Here is a 19,992-nt window from a genome sequence, read left to right on the forward strand (position 1 = left end):
CTGGATAGATCAATATATTTCCAGTATTATCGAAATATAATTTACAAAAGGTATGGTTATGGAAATTGAGACTATCGCTAAAGCATTGAAAGAACTGGGTCATCCAACACGGCTTACCATTTATAATAAAGTGGTTCGCGCGGGTTATCAGGGCATTGCTGTCGGTGGATTACAGGAGTCTTTAGCTATTCCTGGTTCGACGTTATCTCACCACATCTCTAGTTTGGCCTCTGCAGGCTTGATTTCGCAGCGACGTGAAGGCCGTACTTTATTTTGCGTTGCCGAATTTGAGCAACTCGAATCTGTGATTGGCTTTTTACAAAACGAATGTTGCGCCGACGAGGCTTGTACGCCAAAGGTTACCGCATGAAAGGCTGGGTGATCCCGCCGAATAATGACATTGTCTCGCATTTTGTTGAATGCTATTGGTTTATTAAAACCCATAAAGATGATGACGGCATCGATCACCCAAAGCTTAACCCCGATACCTGTGGCCACTTAATTATCACGCCTAAATCGCAAGCGTATGACTATCGTTCAGAAGCCACGACCACTCAGGGCAAAGGCAGTCATTGGTTATTTCCCTATAACAAAACCTACACGATGGATCATAGTGAACCTATGACCTTACTAGGCGTAAAGTTTCATGCTGGCGCCTTATACGGCTTAAACCTTGCGCCAACTGCGCTGCAAATTAATGATATTGCTCAAGTCGATGTCTCAGACATATTTAAGCCACTTTCTCAAAACAAAATCTGTAATATCGAAGGGCTATTATCAGCGGCTGAGTTTCAGCAAACTGAATGTACAGCCCAGTTAGATGAGCTGTTACTGCCATGGCTACAAACAGCGAAAGAAGATAAGCACAGCGCATTAGTCAAAAAAGCTTTAGCTTTACCGCAAGCGGTTGCAATTTCAAACATGGGTGAACAACTGCATTGTTCACAGCGCACATTAGAGCGTAGTTTTTTGCGGGTTATTGGCATGACATTAAAGCAATGCCAGTCGATTAATAAACTCGATAATCTACTGACTTACTTATCAAAATATCAACAAGATGAGATTGATTGGAGTGATGTCGCATTGCAGTTTGGCTTTAGTGATCAGCCCCACTTAATCCGTTATTTAAAAAACGCCATTGGCAATACACCAGGGGAGTACGCCAAACAGCGAGAATTCGTGATTGATATATATGGCAATTTTCAGTAATCAGCGATAAAAGCTTCATCGTTAACTCTACATATTTAATTCATTTGAGCATAAAAAAATCCCGCTTATATTGCGGGATTTTGTGCCTTAAGACTCAATGGCCATAAACAAGGTAACCCTTAAGCTTGTTCTGCCACCTGTTTCGGGGTGCCATGGTGACCATCGCGTTTCCAGTCAACATCTAATAGTTCTGCACCAGATAAACTAAATGCCTGACCAAAACCTTTTACGTATAAGCCGTGATGCGGGTTTAGCTTGAATAAGTTGAAGTCTTTTAGCGCAGCTAAGTTATCAATCATTTCACCAAAACGAGCCGATAACGCAGCCACGCCTTTAGTAAATGTTTCGCTGTCTCGTGCAACAACTTCAGCCGTTGCATCAAACGTTAATCGTTTACGGGCGAACACACTTTTCGATTCTGATTCATCTTCAACCAACATGACTGAAAGCTTGTCAGAGGCTTGTAGATTAGTGCCATGACGGGCTAATTCACTGACTAAAATGTAAAAGCCATCATCAGCTAAAGCAAAAGGGGCATAACTGGCATTGGGTACACCGTCTGCATCTTGTGTGGCAAGCTGTAAAGTTGAGCGTTGAGCTTTAAATTCTTCAATTTCAGGTAGTAGCTTTTCACGTAAGCGTTGTTCTTTTTCAGTCGACATCACACATTCCTTTTATTTAATTATTATCAGTTAAGCTGCTGCGGTGACGCTGCCTTTGAGTGCTTGGAAACGCTCAACTTGGCTGCTTAGCAGCACCCGCTTTTTATCGCGACCTAAATACACTTTAAATACCACTTCGCCCTGTGCACCAAAGAAGTTGATAGAGTGGCTTTCTGTACCTCTGAACGGTTTGCTGATTAAAGCAATGGCGCTGATGTCATCTAATTTCAAGTGACCGTGTAGCCCCTCACCTTTAGTGATTAAATTGTAGTAACCGTGGGCATATTTCCCCTTTGGAAAACTACCTTTAAATTCAAAAATACTGCCTGATACTGAGATAATCGTGGTCATGTTGCCCCACTCAGGTAGTGATGTCAGCAGGTTATCTTTTTCTGTTAATGGCAATAAAGCCAGTTGTTCTGTCGGTAATGCCGTGACCACTTCAAGCTCTGTGATGGATAGCGCTTGTGCCACTTGACCTGGCATCGCTGCTGGGTTTTCGCTTAAGTATTGCTGAATTTGTGCTACTGATACTGTCATGGAATATCTCCAATAATTGATAACCCTAATATGCGACTGGCTAACACTGCAAAAGCCGCTCAAGCACTAATGCTTGAGAGGCTTTTTGAAATAAGGTTGCAGTCATTAAGCCTGCAACCTTTTGCTTCAGCGTTATTCACCCGCAAACGGGTAAGGGATTAAAATGAATAGCGCGCTGACAATTTGAAATTCCTGCCTTGTTCATACAAGGTTTGCCACGCTTGGCGATATTCCTCATCACCGATGTTTTCTACTGCAAAGTCGACACGTAAACCTTCAAATGTGCCCATTGCTGGTTCCCAAGCCACATAAACGTCCCACAATTTGTAAGAGTCATATTGCTCAAGGTTGTCTACAGGCAAGTCATCTTGCTCAGCCACATAAGTGAAACGAGTACCAAATTTCATATCGCCTTCCATGATGGATTGCGATAAATCTATGCCCATTTTCTTAGCTGGAATATTTGATAAATACTCATCAGTATTCTTGTCTCTGCCTTCGGTTTGGCCATAGTTAAATGTCACCCGAGTTTGCTTGTAACGGTAACGGGTATTGAATTCAAAACCTGTTAGTTTAGCTTCATCCACATTGTCCCAAGAGGTGGTTTGTTCCAACCCTGGAATGCCGTATAGCGGGTTAGAAACGCTTTGCTCGATAAAGTCATCAACATCATTTCTGAACACACTTAAGGTAATTGCTAACTCATCATCACCGGCTAAATCAGCAAAACGCATATCGGCTTTGAGCTCTTTGTTTTGCGCTTTTTCAGCTTGCAAATCTGGGTTGATTTCAAAGGTGTTACACAGGCCGTCAGGTAAGAAACCAGGAATTGAAGGAATACAGTAATGCGTACCTGTTGAGTACATTTCTTCCATGCTAGGTGCGCGGAATGCTTCATCATATCGAGCACTTAAGGTTAACCAGTCTGTGGTGTTCCACACTAGGCCAACAGAAGGCGTAAAGGCATTATCATCTGATGACAGACCTAAGTTATTGCTTTCATTTTCAAAGGTGTCGTAACGAACAGCTACATCTAAGGCAACGGTATCTGTGAGCTTGATATCTGCTTTCGTAAATGCGCCCCAAACTGTGGTTTCACCATCAATATCATCTGGTCGTTCACCGGCTTGGCCATTGTCGTCACGCACTGTGTTAATCGTATCTTTGTAACCATCAATACCGTAAGTCAGTACAGTGTTGCCAAATGCAGAGCTGTTATTGACACTAAAACCAATGGTTTCAAATTCAGTACTATCAAATTGATCTTTAGTGACACGATCTTCATCGTAATTAGTGCTATTCCAATACACAGTCGCATTTAAATCTAATAACGGATTGTCTGTTGGGTTTAGGCTGTAATCTAAGGTCACGTTTTGATCTTCAGTATTACGCTGCACTAATGGTACTGAGCTGCCAACATGGGTCGATGGGTTACTTGGAACTAATTCATCTGTATCAGAAAAACGTGCAGATAGTTGCAGGCGTTGATCGTCTGTTGGCTCCCAGCCGATTTTAGCTAAACCACTGGTCGCTTCAGATGAGCTGTTTTCAAGGCTTTGATCATTACCAATTTTGATATTGTTGCTGTCGTGGTAGCTACCACTTAACAACCAATCAATGTTGTCAGCTAAACCGTAAAGCGTACCGCTGGTTTTGATTTTATCGCCATTGGTTTCAAAACCTTGCTTGATGTAGCCACCAAACGTATCGCCTTCATCTAAAAAATCATGGGCTGACTTGGTGTTTTGTGCGACCACGCCACCAATTGCACCACTGCCCCATAAACTACTGGCAGGGCCACGTACCACTTCGATTGAGCTGAGTAACTCTGGATCCATGAAGTAAGTACCGCGGTGACCAGAATTGGTATTTTGACGTGCGCCATCAATAGTTTGTAATACACGTTGACCACTTAAACCACGAATTTCGACACCTTGTGATGATGCACGAGGACCATTCGTCACACTAATATTGGCTTCATTCTTTAACGCATCAGCGACAGACGAAGGCTGGGACTCTTGCATCTTCTCTTCACTGATCACCGTCACACTGCGGCTGGAATCTGATACTTTTTCGCTAATACGGGTAGCGGTAACAAGCACTTCATCAAATTCTGTAATGGTTTGTTTTTCTTGTGCGAATGCGCTGGTACTAAAAACCATTGCCATTGCTACAACGAGTGGCTTCTTGGTCATTGTTATATCCTCAATAATAAATGCGACTTTTCTGTCGTTCATAGAGAATTAGGTGTGCTACTCACTGTGGTGTTAAAACGCGTAAATCACCAATCAGTAGGAAAAAACATCAGCACAAAGTGTTATCTCTGACGAACTATTTGCCGCACTTTACCTGAGAACAAAACTTAGATCAAATGAAAATCATTATCATTTGCGATCTCATTCAGTTTGTTATACATTCAAATCAACAAAGACAAAGGCAGAACCTAACTATTTGTTATTAATAGCTTTGTAAAGAATGTAAAGATTCAAAGCTAACTAATTGCTTAATTTAGATATGTTCAACATTTGACCACATTGATGTTGTAGAAGACTATTTCAGATGACACCTAAACGATATTTTGCTTTCGGATGTTTAACCATTTTAATCCAAGGAGGGGTGCTCGCCTCTCAAAATAGTGAGCCATCGATTCAGTTATCTGAAGGTGCGGCAATGGGCTCAAATAAAGCTGTCAGTGTCATGATTGCTATGCAAGTAAGTACACAGGCAACAAGTATCGAAAACACTGTAGAAGAAGTGAAAAAACCAGAGCACCTTGCTAAACCTAAACCTGTGGTTAAACCTAAGCCTGAACCAGTGGTTAAAGCTGCTCCTAAAAAGCCTGCAGCAGAGAAAGTCATTACCAAAATTGAACAAGCTAAAACCTCAGTTTCTAAACCCTCAGTTTCTAAACCTGAAACTTCTAAGCCAGAAACAGCTGAGCAGCCACCAGCCGAAGTAACAGAGGATGCCAGCACTGATGCCAGTGCAACTCACAATCAACAGCAAGTCGACGCTAAACAAGGAGTCACCCAAGAAACAGTTGCCTTACAACAACCGACATTTTCAGCACCACCAGCACAACCTAATTACCCTAAAAAGGCACGTAAACGTGGCTTTGAAGGCACCGCGACAGTGGAAGTCATGTTTAATCAAATTGGTGAGCAACTCTCGCTTACCCTCGTCGATAGTTCAGGTTACAGCCTACTCGATGCAGCAGCTATTAATGCAGTTGAGCAGTGGCAATTTGCCGCGCCATCTCCACAAACCGCTTTTGCTTATACCGTCAGAGTACCTGTGAAGTTCGCTTTAAATTAAGCCTGAATATAGGAAATCAACATGTCTCAACCATTATATCTACAACTGTCAGAGCAGTTAGGTTACTTAACTTGGCCGCTATTTATCTGTGCTTTTTTAGCCTTATTGATCATCCTTGAGCGACTCGCTTTATTAGTGAATGAACTATTAAAACGGGATGTTTGGCTAACTGAGTTAAGACAACAAACTCGCAGCGCCACTCCCGAACAAAGGCAGCAGCTGATTACCTTATTAAGCAAAGGTCGTAGCATGCTTGCTAAGGGCACGGCACTCTTGCTATCCCACGGTGACCAACCTCGTGCAATGCGCGAAGAAATCTTAAATTTATGGTTACTTAAGCAAAAAGAAAAGCTGCAATCTGGGCTAAAGGTACTGCAGATTATTGGTGTGATCACTCCCCTGCTTGGCCTTTTAGGTACTGTGCTTGGCCTGATTGAAATGTTTAGTCAACTTGGGCTATCTGATGGTCCTGTGACCCCATCGCAACTGGCAACAGGCTTGGGGCTTGCGATGAATACCACGGCAGCAGGTTTAATCATTGCCGTGCCTGCAATCACAATGGCGCACTTACTGACACTTTGGGCCGAGAAACGCTGCAACAGAATTGCCCATGCCCTAAACCAAATGAACCTATGGTTAGATGGCTTTGATCAAGCATTAAACATTGGTTGTGATGCCCCATGTGGCGCCAATGCACCTTGTCTTAAAGGCAATGCTTTAAATCAAAACACAGTAAATACCACTACCGAAGCAACAGCCTCTATTGCTGCGACTGCGGCTGCGACTGCGACTCTAGCGGAGTCAAACAGATGATCAGCGCAGACGGTCAAGCTGGGGCTTCAGCTCAGGTCAATGTAGGAATTGATCTCACCCCGCTCATCGACATCATTTTTATAGTATTGGTATTCCTGTTACTTACAGCCAATACCCAACTGCTGACATTGCCTGTGGATGTACCTACAGAAACAGACTCAAGCTTAACGGCCTTGTCTCAAGACGAGCATATTTCAATCAATATTTTAACTGATGCGCCCCATTGGGCGTTAGATGCTAAGCAATTCGACAATTTCGACCAATTCGAAGCCGCTTTCATTCAAGTCTTGGATTCGTCACCAAATATCAATGTGGTTGTCGCTGCTGATAAAAATGCCCCTGTTCAGCCATTAATGACGGTATTGGCATTACTTCAGCGACAACAAATCACTAATACCCAAATTTTAATGGAACCCTAAATCATCTTTTATCCATCCATTTAGGAATGTTCCAACGATTTTATTTATTCGGAGTTAATTATGCTTAAGCAATCAATGTTCAATACTAAACACTCATTACTGACTCGCTTGATGACAGCAAGCATGCTGCTTTCAAGTGCCCTACTAAGCCAAAGTGCTATGGCTGAAAATCGCGTTGTAAGTGCGGGCGCAGGCATCACAGAGTTAGTGCTCGCGTTGGATGCCAGTGACGAACTAGTCGGTGTAGATTCAACGAGTCAAATCCCAGACGAGTTAGATTCTGTAACGAAGTTGGGTTATCACCGCATGTTATCTGCTGAGGGAATTTTAGCTTTATCGCCTACGATTCTATTGGGCTCAGAAGCCATGGGACCTAAAAACACCCTTGAAGTATTAAGCAGTGCCAACGTTGAAGTGGTTTCTTTACCCAGCGCCAATACCAGAACAGAGCTCGTCAGTAACATTGAGCAAATGGGCAAGTTACTTAATCGTGAATCTCAGGCGACTGAGCTAAAACAAAAAATTGATTTGTCCTTTAATCAATTAGATTCAAAACAGCAAAAACTCAATGAACTAGGCGATGCACCAAAGGTGTTATTTTTGCTATTACAACCTGATAGACCTGCACGTGTAGGCGGCAACGATACCGCTGCAGATATCATTATTAACCTCGCTGGCGGACAAAACATTGCGGGGTTTGACGGTTATAAAAGTGTCTCTCAGGAAGGTATTTTAGCGCTACAACCCGATGTGATCCTGATATCAAACCGCAGCGAGAGTGAATCAAGCGATCCTGTTACTGAATTATTGAAAGCCATGCCATTGCTTGCGCACACCCCAGCAGGTGAACATCAACACATTAAAAACCTGCCATCTCAAGCGTTAATTGGTGGTTTAGGATTAAGTGCCATCACTGCTGCTGATGACCTCGCTAGCGATTTTATTAGCATTAAAAAGCTGTAGCGACATCATGACCATCAAAGTGGTGATGACTTGCGCAATATCAACCCGTTTTATTAGGATTTAACATGGAAAATCAACGTTGGCTTTGGCCCTGTTTACTCACCGCTTTGGTGATAACAAGCCTGTTGTCTGTCAGCATCGGACCATTACAAATTAGCCCGTCCACCAGCTTTAATGCCATGGTGAACTGGGCAACAGGTCAAGAGTTAGCATCAGTGGCTCCCCATGAGCAATTGGTGATTAATAATGTCCGTTTACCGCGGACAATTTTAGCCTTAGCAGTGGGTGCCACACTGGCTCAATGTGGCGCGGTGATGCAGGGATTATTTCGAAATCCACTTGCTGATCCTGGCATTATTGGTGTCTCTTCTGGCGCGGCATTGGGCGCAGCAATTTGTATCGTGCTATTTCCTAATGGCGGTGAATACTTAGTTGCTTTTAGTGCCTTTGTTGCTGGCCTTGCGACGACCTTAATTGTTTATCGTTTAGCCGCAAGTCCAAGTGGCACTTCCGTCGTGCTATTACTCCTATCTGGAGTGGCTGTGGCTGCGCTTGCTGGAGCAGGTATTGGCGTATTGACCTATATGGCCAATGACATGGCATTAAGAGACTTAACCTTATGGCAGATGGGCTCAGTGGCTGGCGCTCAGTGGCATTACGTCATTTTAAGCTTGGTCGCATTAGCGGTGATAAGTTGGCAATTCAACCAAAGCGCCAAAGCCTTAAATGCCTTATTACTCGGTGAGGCCGAAGCTCGTCATCTTGGTTTGGATGTCGATAAACTCAAACTTAAACTGATTGTACTGTGTGCTATCGGCGTGGGTATTGCAGTGGCTGCAACAGGTATTATTGGCTTTATTGGGTTAGTCGTACCTCATTTAGTCAGAATGATGATTGGCCCAGATCACCGTTTATTGCTGCCATTAAGCGCCATGTTAGGTGCAGCAATGTTAGTGGTCGCCGATATTGGCGCTCGCTCTATTGTTGCCCCTTCTGAATTACCAGTTGGTTTAGTGACGGCACTTTTAGGTGCACCATTCTTTATCATTTTATTACTCAAACAACGTAATAAGTTGGTGTAACATGCTGAGAAATATCGAATTTAAATCTATGTTTAAAACACCTAAGTCGGCGCCTCAAGTAACAGGTTTAGCACTAGCTGGTGTAAAGCCTGTTGAATTAGCACCTTCAGATAGAAAGGCTGCGACTTTTATGCCTAAACAAAAGTCTGCTGGGACTGAAAGTTCAACCTCACGTTCCGCAACTGAAAACTCTGTCGTCAGTATTAATAACCTCTCGGTGCATATTGGCAAAAAACCAGTATTAAATGATATCAATCTTGAGATTATGCCAGGCCAAGTCACTGCATTATTGGGCCCCAATGGCGCGGGTAAATCCACGTTATTGAAAAGCTTGTGCCAAGAAACTGAACTGTCAGCAGGCAGCATCTCCATGCTAGGTAAATCACTCGTTAACTGGAACAGATCCGAATTAGCCAAGTCATTAGCCGTGTTACCGCAACATGCGTCGCTGACCTTTCCATTTAAAGTACATGAAGTGGTACAAATGGGGTTATATCCATTATCCATCAGCCAACAGCAAGGACAGGATTTAGTCGATAAGCAATTGCAACAGGTTGCGTTATCTGCACTTAAATACCGTAGTTACCCCACCCTTTCTGGGGGGGAAAAACAACGAGTGCAGTTAGCTCGCGTGCTAACACAATTGGCTCAAGCTGAAAGCACACCGATTTTACTACTCGATGAGCCTACTTCAGCGTTAGATTTAGCCCAACAACACAGAGTACTTGAACTAGCACATACATTAGCCCATGAACATAACTACTGTGTGGTAGTGGTACTGCACGATTTAAATCAAGCTTGCCGTTATGCTGATAGGTTAGTGGTATTAGAACAAGGCGAAGTCGTCAGTGACGGTACACCTGCCGAGGCATTAACTGCTGACATCATCGAAAAAGTCTGGCACTACAAACCCACCTTAGTGATCGACCCTAACAGTAAACTGCCTCTGATTTTTTAGCTTTTATTTAAATCATGTTCATCTATATCGACTTCAGCCGTACAAACGGTCTGAGTCGATATTTTGGTGCACGTGTCATTAAGGACATTCGTTTTGGCTCAACAGCATTCGCAAACTTCTTCTAAAACAGAAGCAAAAACACAGCAAGACGCACAGGATACAGTACAGTCCAGGCTCAATTGCTCTTGGTTAAAGCACAAAATTGTCACGCATAAACGGCAGTTAATTCAAGCCAATTTGATTGCTGTTTTAGCCACACTATTGAGTTTGCCTATCCCTATGTTAATGCCGCTATTAGTGGATGAAGTGCTATTAGGACAAACCGGTTGGTTACTGAATAATTTACAGCCTGTGTTACCTGAAGCTTGGCACCTGCCTGGCGTGTATATCAGTATCGTATTAGTGGCGGTTATCGTACTACGCCTACTGACTATGCTGACGCAAGTGGTACAGGCTCGTGAGTTCACCAAGATTGCTAAACGGATCAGTTTAGCGATTCGTCAGCGAATGTTACTGCAATTACCGCAAATTAAGATGAGTGCATTCGATAAGTACGGCAGTGCAGGTTTAGCTTCACGCTGCATCACAGATGTGGATACCGTTGAACGCTTTGTCAGTGATACCTTATCCCGTTTAATCATCAGTGTGCTCACTATCGTGGCCATTGCCAGTGTCTTGTTATGGCTTAATTGGCAGCTAGGGCTAATGATTATTTTACTCAATCCTTTAGTGATTTACTTTTCATCTCGTTTTGCTGAGCACGTAAAAAGTTTGCGCCGTAAAGAAAATGCCGCCACTGAAGCTTTTCAACAAGCCTTGGTCGATACCGTAGATGCCACCCGTGAATTACGCTTAGCCCAGCAAGAAAAGCATTACTACCAAAAGGTATTTGGATTAGCCACAGATCTAAGCCAGCATGCTATTGCCAATCAATGGAAAACCGATGCGCTCAATAAGCTGAGCTTCACTACATTCTTACTCGGTTTTGAATGCTTTCGCGCCATGGCTATCTTTATGGTATTGGTATCAGATCTTACTGTTGGCCAAATTTTCGCGGTCTTCAGTTATCTCTGGTATTTGATGGGGCCGATACAAGAGCTGCTCAATATTCAATATGCCCGTTTTGGTGCGCAGGCATCGATGGAGCGACTCAATCACTTATTGGAATTAGACGTAGAAATAGAAGTAGAAGTAGAAGTAGAAGTAGAACCACGCCAAGAAAAGCCTATTTTATCAAAGTCGGCACTTGAACAAACTTCAGCTATTAGCATTGATTTTAACGCTGTCAGCTTTGGATTTGAACAACAACCAAACTTATTTCAACAGCTCAACCTTAATCTCAAAGCGAACGAGTCTATAGCTTTACTGGCAATGAGTGGCGGCGGTAAATCCACCTTAATCAATTTACTGTTGGGCTTCTATACGCCGCATTCAGGTCAGATTATGATTAATGGTGAAGACATTCATGACTATGGGATTAATCGTTTTCGCCAGCAAGTCGGCTATGTGCCGCAACATCCCAAATTAATTGCTGGCACCTTACGTGACAATTTAACCTTTGGTATTGAAATGACTGATGAGCAGTTATGGCAAGCACTTGCTCATGCTGAGCTCAGTGATACTGTGTCTCAGTGGCAAGACAAGCTTGATACTGATTTAGGCCGCTCGAATGCCCGTTTATCAGGTGGTCAAATGCAGCGGTTAGCCATTGCAAGAATGTGGTTAAGTCAGCCCCAAGTGGTGATTTTAGATGAAGCGACTTCGGCACTCGATGCCGCCACAGAAGCAAAAATACTATCCAATCTGAAGGCATTTTTACAGCAACGCACTGCGATTATTATTGCCCATAGGCTGAACAACTTGCGCCTAGCGGATCGCATATTCGTATTGGATGATGGTAAGATAACCCAATCAGGCACAGAGCAAAGTCTTAAAGCTCAGCCCGGCCTATTTAAACAACTTTATGTGGATGCCAGCTAAACTCATATGCCTCAGCGTTAATGAACAATATAGCGTTGATGAACAATATAGCGTTGATGAGCAATTTGCCTGTTCATTAACGCTTTGTTTAACAGATCCACTTTTATCGGCTGGTAAATCTTAGTTTAAATAGGCCTAAGGTTTAACGCTCCCCTCGTTAAAGTTTGACTCCAAGCAGGTCGCTCTACTTTCTACAAGGTGTTTTCTCGTGCGGCAGTCGATTAGTGTTCGATCGTTGATTGCTGATAAAAACAACTTGTTTCCAGTTCGTGTCGCTTTCGTTACCCACGTGTATCATTTGTTCGTTTTACCACCAATTTGCTATCAAATCGTACTGGCATATGCCATTATCCGCCGCCGCTCAGTTAGAGGAATAAGCTACATGACCTCATCACTGTATTGGCTTTTATTCACTGAACATTACCTTGGTTAATATGATCTCTAATTCGTTAAAGCAGAAAATTCTCGTTCCCGTACTGATTGCCCTTTCGATGGTAATTGCGTTGTTATCTTGGCTGAGTTATTCGAACCAAAAGGATCTCTTGCTTAAATCCAACCTTGAGCAAGTTCAGCGATTGAGTGCCCAACAAGCTGAGCGGATCAGTGAATGGCTAGCGGCTCGTGAGGATATTATTAATGCCCTTGGTGAAAAACTAGACAGCCAACCGTTAGATGCATTACAGCAAGCCCAAATATCAGGCCGATTTGAAGGTACTTATTTTGGTACGGATAGAGGTGAGATGTTTGAAGATGATCCAACAATAGAACATACCGATTTTGATCCACGCACGCGTCCTTGGTATCAAGAAGCTGTTAGCGAGCAACAAATGATCCTGACCAAACCCTATTTAGATGTCGCATATAACATCTTGGTTGTCACCTTAGCTAAACCTATATTAAATGGTGTTGTCGGTGGAGATTTGTCAATCGATAGCCTAGTTGACGATGTGAATCGTATGACACTGCCTTCTAATGGTTTTGCCATCATGATGCATAAAGACGGTACTGTCATCGCTTATAAAGATGCCAGTAAAGCCATGGGACACATTAGCGCTATTGATAGCGATCTCGACTACAAATTATTAAATCAACAACGCAAAACTGACCGAATGACCCCAATTCATTTTGCTCCTGAAGATCGTGATAAATTAGTTTGGGCTGAAGATATCCCTAATACAGATTGGGAATTAATTGTTGTCCTTGATAAAGACACCCTTGAAGCACCTTTAAGTTCATTACTCATGACGCAATTAGGGATTTCAGCACTGGTATTGTTAATTAGTATGGCGATGATTTCATGGTTAATTAGTCAACTCTTAGCACCACTATCACGGGTATCACAAGCATTGGCTCGCATTGCTGATGGTAACGGTGACTTAACTCAACGCATTGAAATAGAGTCGAAAGATGAAGTAGGCACCCTTGCAGATAGCTTTAACCGATTTGTAAGCAGTCAGCACCAATTGATTTCTCAAATCCGTGGACTAGCACAGAAACTTGATAAAGAGGCCGATGAAAGCCTTGCTAACACCCATTTAACTGAGAAAGAACTGCAAGTGCAACAGCAAGAAGTCACTATGGTTGCCACTGCAGTGACTGAAATGGCCAGTGCCACTCAAGAAATTGCCGGTAATGCAGAAAGCACAGCAACGGCCGCCCAGCAATCGAGTAACAGTAGCCAGCAAGGTCAAAGTTTGGTTGATAATACCCGACAATCAATCAACTTACTGGCGAACGAAGTCACTCAAGCAACTGATGTGATTGGCGAGCTGAGCCGTCATGCCAATGCTATTACAAGTATCCTTTCTACCATTCAGGGTATTGCAGAACAAACTAACTTACTGGCACTGAATGCAGCAATTGAAGCAGCGCGAGCCGGCGATCAAGGTCGTGGCTTTGCAGTAGTGGCTGATGAAGTGCGCGTATTGTCTCGCCGCACCCAAGATTCAGCGCAAGAAATTTATGAAACCATTGAAACCTTGCAGCAAACGACATCGAGTGCAGTAACATTAATGCAGAGCAGCCAAGCATTAGCTGGCAATAGTGTTAATGACGCAACTGAAGCCGCTATCGCCATTGAAGAAATCACTCAAGCAGTAGTGCTAATTTCAGATATGGCTAGCCAAATTGCAACCGCTGCAGAAGAGCAAACTCAGGTGACTAACGAAATTACCCAAAATACGGTTGCGATTAAAGACGTCACTGATGATATAACCCAAGCGGCAGAAATCAGTGTTCAAAAAGCAAAAGACTTAAAAGTGCAGGCAAAATCATTAAATGATTTAGTAGCGACATTCATTCTGTAGCTCTCGCAAAGCAAGCTTGTATAGAAAGCCGTATAGAGAGTCAGTATCGATAGCTAGAATAAAAGTCCATAAAAAGCCCTATAGCATTTAAAGATGCTATGGGGCTTTTTTGTGCTGAATCTTGGTCACTTTTGGTAAAGCTTCAGGTGAAGCTAATAGCATTTCACCTGTTCACTATTTCACTATTTCACTATTTCACTATTTCACTGTTTCACTGTTTCACTGTTTCACTGTTTCACTGTTTCACTGTTTCACTGGGGCAGTGCGACAATATTTACAATGCAAAGCCAGCAAATTTGATCTATCCCAACAAAAGATCAAATGATAATAGTTATCATTACGACAATTGTTTTTTAATTTGCTGAGAATTACCATGATATTGACGTCGACCATGACAGGCATTGCAAGCCCAGATCCTTTACAACATGCTTTTAAGGTAAAAAGCGCACCCCATGCAGGTCGCAGTGGCAGTAAGCCGATAAAGGTAGACAGCAATTTGTGGCAGCAATGGTGGCACACCTCGACTACCGCAGATAAACGCGCACTGTATATTCACATTCCTTTTTGCCGAAAACGTTGCAGCTTCTGTAACTTTTTTGAAAATGGCGCTAAACCTGAACGGATCAGTGATTATATGGCTAGCCTATGTCAGCAGTTGACCGTAGCAGCGCAAACACCTCTAGCGCAAAGTCGTTCATTTGATACCGTTTATGTCGGCGGTGGTACGCCCACCGATATCAAAGCAGAAGAAATTGCTGCCCTAGGTCAAGCCATTCAGCAGTTTCCATTAAGGAAAGATACTGAAATCACCCTAGAGGGCCGCCTTAATGGTTTTGATGACGATAAGTGGCATAGCGCTTTGGATAACGGCTTTAACCGTTTTTCATTCGGTGTACAAAGCTTTAATACCGATGTTCGCCGTGCTGCAGGGCGTTTTGATGATAAACAAACCTTATTCGATAGACTCCAGCAACTTAGTCAGCACCCAACCGCTAGCATTGTTATCGATCTTATCTTTGGTCTACCCGGCCAAACCATGGACATCTGGCAACAAGATATTGAAGCAGCCATGGCTTGTGGCGCACATGGTGTAGATCTCTATCAGTTAATTGGCTTAGGTGGCACCCGTATCGATAAAGCCAGTGAAAAGGGCAAAGTGCTAGGTACACAAGCCAGCGAGTTTCAAGCTGACAGTCAAACCCGTGCCAATATGTATGCCTTTGGTGCTAACAGATTGGAATCAAAGGACTGGCAACGACTATCAAGTTGCCACTGGCGCCGCGATAATCGAGAGCGCAGTATTTATAACTCGTTAGCCAAGAGCGGCATTGAAATTCTCCCTTTTGGTGCTGGCGCAGGTGGCAGTATTCATGGTCACGGCATGATGAATGCCAGAGATTTAAGCGAATGGCATCAAGCGCAAGCCCCTAGTAAAGAGGCAGAAGTAAATAGCCAATTGGCATCACAGTGTTTACCCGCCAAAGTACCTGGCATGATATTAAGCCCTAATCCGTCGGCGGCTTTCGACGCCATATTTAAGCGCGGCTTAGACTCTGGAGTACTTAACTTTACAGCCCTAGAGGCTGACGTTGTGACCCATTTACACCCGTTATTCGAAGCCTGGCAGCAACATGGGCTGGCCACACTCGATAATCACTGCTTAAGCCTGACCCTTGCTGGCCGCTTTTGGAATGTAAACATGCAAACCGGCTTGTTTGAGTTTTTGGCTACCAACCCAATCGCTGAGGCGAAAATCGCGAGCTAGCATACGAGTGGAGCATATAGTTCAGCGAGATTTGAGTAGCTTTCAAGTGCGGATTTGATAATTTATCTGATCATGAATGTGATTTTTTGATGCTAAAGTTTGATCACTTCCAAACTCACTTTTGGACAACAACGGTTTAGGGCGAACATTCTAAGACGTACGTTGAAAGACGTTTAAGACGTGCTGAGCTAAAGAGCTTAATAGAAATAATAAAGTATCTTGATGCCATCCTTGTACCTCCCTCTTCAGCCCTAATGAGCTGTAGGCTTTAGCCAATTTAAAGCTCCCAACTTTAGGCAGCGAATGACATTAGGATCTTGAATTAGTAAGTGTTTTTCGTAACTCAGGCATCCAGAGCCTTCCACGTTCGATACTGGAGTGCAAAATGTTGGATTACTGAAGTCAAAGCCTTCTATGAAAAGGAATTTTTGCAGTTCCTGCATGTTCATGATGCTAAACATGATCGCTATATCAATAATTAAGCCTGCACACTCTACCCATATGTGTCCGTCAAACTCAATATCTCCCGTCAGATGAACATAACGGAAGTCTGAAGGGCATTCGAAGATTGTCTTGTCGTTGCATTTTAAGCTTCCGACAACGAGCTCAGGTTGGTAGCCTTTATCTAGAAGTTCAAGGAAAGTTAACGTAGCAATATTTATGCATTGGTTTTTCTCCTTCCTCAGAGTTCTGGCTATCAGTAGCACATCTCTAACCAAAGCTTCTGCAACCATGTTATTTGCCATTTTAGTCCTACTTTCTATCGTATTTCATTATCGCTATGGTGAATTAAAGCATGATATCGCCCCAAGCCAAAGAAACAATACTGGTATCAGAAAACATATGTCAAATCATTGCTTAACGAACTAAGTAGCTAATCAGGTGTAACTTTGAATGGAGCAAAAACAAGTTACCAGCTTCAAATTTGTACTTCATCAGTATTTGCTCTGTTAATGAGAGTCGTCACTTCAATCTAATCCATTGCCTGCCGCAGGCTTTTGTGCAGATACAGCTGCGAGACGCTACAAGTACGTCCATGTAAGCTCTGCCAAAACATCCATGTTTTGGAAGCTCGCTGCTGCATCTACACTGGGTTTATTGTCTCTTCGATTTGACTGTATTTGTGTCAATGATAAGCATAAAAAGATCTAACTATAAAAATCTAAAAGACTCAATTTTAATTGAGGTAAGCAAGAAAATTACGTGAGTCCAGACATGGATGTCTGGCTAGCTTTCGAGGGGAAGGGACGCCCCATCGTAAGCGTTAGTGATTTTTGTAGCTTGCCGAAACGGACTCAAAATGAAGTTTAAAGCTGGATCATTCTCCGTTGGAAATTTTGCTGTTTAAATTTCGCCGGAGCGGCAAGGGATATCGAAAAGGGAAATGCTGTTGTTTCCCTTTCGTCTGGTGTGGGCGAAGCGCCACGACCTTGATTAAGATCTTGATTTAGATTTTGATTTTGATTTAAATTCGATTCAAATAAAATCATTAGCTGGCTAAAGCTGCTAAATCGTTTTGGGGCAAAAACGTTTTACGATAACTTCATTTATATTGGCTCAGTTACAGCAGACCATTACTTCAATTTAATCCATTGCCTGCCGCAGGGATGTTCAGGATGAACGGAATGTCGTGATCACATGGATGTGAAAAAGCGACCTTTGTGCAGATACATCCAAGACACGCCGTAAACACATCCCTGTGGGCTCTGCGAAAACATCCATGTTTTCGAAGGTCTTGAACGTATCTACACTGGGTTTATTGTCTCTTCGATTTGACTGCATTGGTGATAATTTAAAGAGCTCAAGCTAGTAGATCTTGCATTTAAAAGACTCCATTTGAATTGAGGACGTTGAAGAAAATAGCGTGAGCCTGACAGGACGTCAGGCTAGCTTTCGAGGGGAAGGGTCACTCCTTGGCATCCATGCCATCGTGACATTCATAATTCCATTTACTTCAGACACACCATCGTAAGCGTTAGTGATTTTTGTCGCTTGTCGAAGCGGACTCAAAATGAAGTTTAAAGCTGGATCATTCTCCGTTGGAAATTTTTCTGTTTAAATTTCGTCGGAGCGGCAAGGGATATCGAAAAGGGAAATGCTGTTGTTTCCCTTTTAGTCTGCTCTTTACAAAAGAATGGGCGAAGCGCCACGACTTTGATTTTTTCAAATGATAACTTCAAAATTTGAAACAAGCTTTAGGGCATAAACGAGTTACTAGCATCAACTTTGTACTTCATCAGTATTGGCCCTATTAATGAGAGTCGTCACTTCAATCTAATCCATTGCCTGCCGCAGGCTATCGTGCAAGCACGACTGTGACACGCAGCAAGTTCGTCCCTGAAAGCTCGGCCATGACGTCCATGTCATGGACGGTCACAGCCGCGCTTACACCCGAATTTTCATCTCTTCGATTTGACTGTATTCGTGACAATTTAAAGAGCCAAAGCTAGTAGATCTTACATTTAAAAGACTCCATTTGAAGTGAGGACGCTGAAGAAAATAGCGTGAGCCTGACAGGACGTCAGGCTAGCTTTCGAGGGGAAGGGACGCCCCATCGTAAGCGTTAGTGATTTTTGTAGCTTGCCGAAGCGGACTCAAAATGAAGTTTAAAACTGGATCATTCTCCGTTGGAAATTTTGCTCTTTAAATTTCGCCGGAGCTGCGGGGTGTTCTAAGAGGGAGTCGCAGTTCACTCCCTTTTAGTCTGCTCTTTACAAAAGAATGGGCGAAGCGCCACGACTTTGATTTAGATTCTATTCAAATAAAATCATTAGCTAACTAAAGCTGCTAACAAGTTTTGGGGCAGAACCGTGCATCTTGAAGTAGCTTAGGCACGTGTACTTTAAGCCGGCATTTGCTCCACCAGCAAATCAATAAAACTTCTAACTTTGGGGGTTAAATGCTTACGGCTTGGGTAGATGGCATAGATATCAATTTCAGGTTGAAGGTAATCTTCAAACAGTAATGTCAGTTTATTCTCTGCCAATGCATCGCCAAGATAAAACGATGGTAAGCGGCATATACCATGATGGTCGAGTACCATTGCCAGCTCCATATCAGCATTATTACAGCCAATGACTTGCGGGACATCAATGGTCACAGTCTCTTTTTCTGGATGCTCGAACACCCAGCGATTTGGCTGTTTTAGATTGCTATAACAGATGCATTGATGAGTAATGAGATCTTCTGGGGTTTGCGGTATTCCATACTTAGCTAAGTAAGCAGGTGTCGCAATGGTATAGGCATTAAATTGACTAATACGCTTACAAATCAGACTGGAATCATCCAATTGATGTGTCGCTCTAATCGCTAAATCATAACCATCTTGAACTAAATCCACATGGCGATCGCTGAAATCCAACTCTAGTTTAACCTCAGGATATAAGCGCATATACATCGATAGAATCGGTTGTAAGTGCTTTAGTCCAAATGTCACAGGACAGCTTAACTTTAACGTGCCCGAAGGCGTTTGCTGGCTACTGTCGAGCATGACCACGGCCTGCTCAGCATCACTGACGATTTGCAGGCACTGTTGATGAAACAGTTTTCCTTCAGGCGTTAAACTTAATGAACGCGTTGTACGGTGCAGTAATCTGGTTTTTAACCTTTGCTCTAAGCGGGTAACTGCTTTGCTAATATGCGAAGTTGAATGGCCCATTTTATCTGCTGCCTCTGAAAAACTGCCAGATTCAATCACCTGTGTGAAAATAACGATTCCGTCAAATAACTTAGTATCCAATTTCACTTCACATTCCTTTTCTAGCAACAGAGCTGTAATTCGAATTGTCTGCAGCCATTAGTGCGTTAATGAATAACCAATTTAGCAATAGTTTTAGTTCCAATAAAGCCAAAATTAAAACTTAAAATGGTTATTACGAGTCATATGGAAATAATAATTTCCCTTTTACTGGCTTAATCATAAGCAGTTTATTGCGTAAAGTAGCTTCATGAGTTCCTAGTCACTTAATCATCTAGTCATC

At 42.9% G+C, this 19,992-nt stretch carries 17 protein-coding genes; 12 read left to right on the forward strand and 5 right to left on the reverse strand.

The features are described from left to right. Positions 1 to 58 precede the first annotated feature (58 nt). Together Q4600_RS11530 and Q4600_RS11535 are read left to right on the forward strand one after the other, a co-directional pair. The gene (locus Q4600_RS11530) at positions 59 to 370 is read left to right on the forward strand and encodes a helix-turn-helix transcriptional regulator (RefSeq protein ID WP_102528633.1); all 312 of its coding nucleotides are present in this window, start codon (positions 59 to 61) and stop codon (positions 368 to 370) included. Next, on the forward strand, positions 367 to 1,209 hold the full coding sequence (locus Q4600_RS11535; protein WP_303516436.1) for a helix-turn-helix domain-containing protein: 843 nt from the start codon (positions 367 to 369) through the stop codon (positions 1,207 to 1,209). Before Q4600_RS11530 ends, Q4600_RS11535 begins: the two co-directional genes overlap by 4 nt. A 119-nt stretch (positions 1,210 to 1,328) precedes the next feature. Here Q4600_RS11535 and hutZ read toward each other — a convergent pair whose 3' ends face one another. The 3 genes from hutZ to Q4600_RS11550 form a co-directional block, all read right to left on the reverse strand. Further along, entirely contained in the window at positions 1,329 to 1,871 is a 543-nt protein-coding gene (gene hutZ, locus Q4600_RS11540; RefSeq protein ID WP_102528631.1) for a heme utilization protein HutZ, read from the reverse strand. 30 nt (positions 1,872 to 1,901) lie between these two features. After that, a complete protein-coding gene (gene hutX, locus Q4600_RS11545; protein ID WP_102528630.1) occupies positions 1,902 to 2,411 on the reverse strand; it encodes a heme utilization cystosolic carrier protein HutX in 510 nt (169 codons plus the stop codon). A 158-nt stretch (positions 2,412 to 2,569) separates the two neighbouring features. Continuing rightward, the gene (locus Q4600_RS11550; protein ID WP_303516423.1) at positions 2,570 to 4,606 is read right to left on the reverse strand and encodes a TonB-dependent hemoglobin/transferrin/lactoferrin family receptor; all 2,037 of its coding nucleotides are present in this window, start codon (positions 4,604 to 4,606) and stop codon (positions 2,570 to 2,572) included. 364 nt (positions 4,607 to 4,970) lie between these two features. On the opposite strand from Q4600_RS11550, the gene Q4600_RS11555 reads away from it, so the two are divergent. From Q4600_RS11555 to hutW, 10 genes are all read left to right on the forward strand, one after another. Beyond that, the gene (locus Q4600_RS11555; protein WP_303516421.1) at positions 4,971 to 5,726 is read left to right on the forward strand and encodes an energy transducer TonB; all 756 of its coding nucleotides are present in this window, start codon (positions 4,971 to 4,973) and stop codon (positions 5,724 to 5,726) included. Positions 5,727 to 5,747: 21 nt separating this feature from the next. Next, positions 5,748 to 6,539 carry a MotA/TolQ/ExbB proton channel family protein gene (locus Q4600_RS11560; RefSeq protein WP_303516420.1) on the forward strand — a complete coding sequence of 264 codons (792 nt, stop codon included), beginning with the start codon at positions 5,748 to 5,750 and terminating at the stop codon, positions 6,537 to 6,539. Next, positions 6,536 to 6,958, forward strand: a complete 423-nt coding sequence (locus Q4600_RS11565; protein WP_303516418.1) for a biopolymer transporter ExbD — start codon at positions 6,536 to 6,538, stop codon at positions 6,956 to 6,958. The genes Q4600_RS11560 and Q4600_RS11565 overlap by 4 nt, the downstream gene beginning before the upstream one ends. A gap of 60 nt (positions 6,959 to 7,018) precedes the next feature. Continuing rightward, positions 7,019 to 7,921 carry a hemin ABC transporter substrate-binding protein gene (locus Q4600_RS11570; protein ID WP_303516417.1) on the forward strand — a complete coding sequence of 301 codons (903 nt, stop codon included), beginning with the start codon at positions 7,019 to 7,021 and terminating at the stop codon, positions 7,919 to 7,921. 65 nt (positions 7,922 to 7,986) lie between these two features. Then, complete coding sequence (locus tag Q4600_RS11575; RefSeq protein ID WP_102528624.1) at positions 7,987 to 9,003, forward strand: iron ABC transporter permease; 1,017 nt, start codon at positions 7,987 to 7,989, stop codon at positions 9,001 to 9,003. 130 nt (positions 9,004 to 9,133) lie between these two features. Then, complete coding sequence (locus Q4600_RS11580) at positions 9,134 to 9,961, forward strand: heme ABC transporter ATP-binding protein (RefSeq protein ID WP_303516513.1); 828 nt, start codon at positions 9,134 to 9,136, stop codon at positions 9,959 to 9,961. Positions 9,962 to 10,054: 93 nt separating this feature from the next. Further along, positions 10,055 to 11,941 carry an ABC transporter ATP-binding protein gene (locus Q4600_RS11585; protein ID WP_303516415.1) on the forward strand — a complete coding sequence of 629 codons (1,887 nt, stop codon included), beginning with the start codon at positions 10,055 to 10,057 and terminating at the stop codon, positions 11,939 to 11,941. Between the two features lie 208 nt (positions 11,942 to 12,149). Next, complete coding sequence (locus Q4600_RS11590) at positions 12,150 to 12,374, forward strand: hypothetical protein (protein WP_303516413.1); 225 nt, start codon at positions 12,150 to 12,152, stop codon at positions 12,372 to 12,374. A gap of 1 nt (position 12,375) precedes the next feature. Then, on the forward strand, positions 12,376 to 14,247 hold the full coding sequence (locus Q4600_RS11595) for a methyl-accepting chemotaxis protein (RefSeq protein WP_303516411.1): 1,872 nt from the start codon (positions 12,376 to 12,378) through the stop codon (positions 14,245 to 14,247). A 373-nt stretch (positions 14,248 to 14,620) separates the two neighbouring features. Continuing rightward, positions 14,621 to 16,012 (forward strand): heme anaerobic degradation radical SAM methyltransferase ChuW/HutW, encoded by a 1,392-nt coding sequence (hutW, locus tag Q4600_RS11600; protein ID WP_303516408.1) that lies wholly within the window; start codon positions 14,621 to 14,623, stop codon positions 16,010 to 16,012. A gap of 251 nt (positions 16,013 to 16,263) precedes the next feature. On the opposite strand, the gene Q4600_RS11605 is transcribed toward hutW, so the two are convergent. Together Q4600_RS11605 and Q4600_RS11610 are read right to left on the reverse strand one after the other, a co-directional pair. Next, positions 16,264 to 16,758, reverse strand: a complete 495-nt coding sequence (locus tag Q4600_RS11605; protein WP_303516406.1) for a hypothetical protein — start codon at positions 16,756 to 16,758, stop codon at positions 16,264 to 16,266. A 2,096-nt stretch (positions 16,759 to 18,854) separates the two neighbouring features. After that, complete coding sequence (locus tag Q4600_RS11610; RefSeq protein WP_303516403.1) at positions 18,855 to 19,757, reverse strand: LysR family transcriptional regulator; 903 nt, start codon at positions 19,755 to 19,757, stop codon at positions 18,855 to 18,857. Between the last annotated feature and the right edge of the window lie 235 nt (positions 19,758 to 19,992).

Source organism: Shewanella sp. 2_MG-2023 (genome assembly GCF_030548905.1).
In the GTDB taxonomy this organism is placed as follows: Bacteria; Pseudomonadota; Gammaproteobacteria; order Enterobacterales; family Shewanellaceae; genus Shewanella; species Shewanella electrodiphila.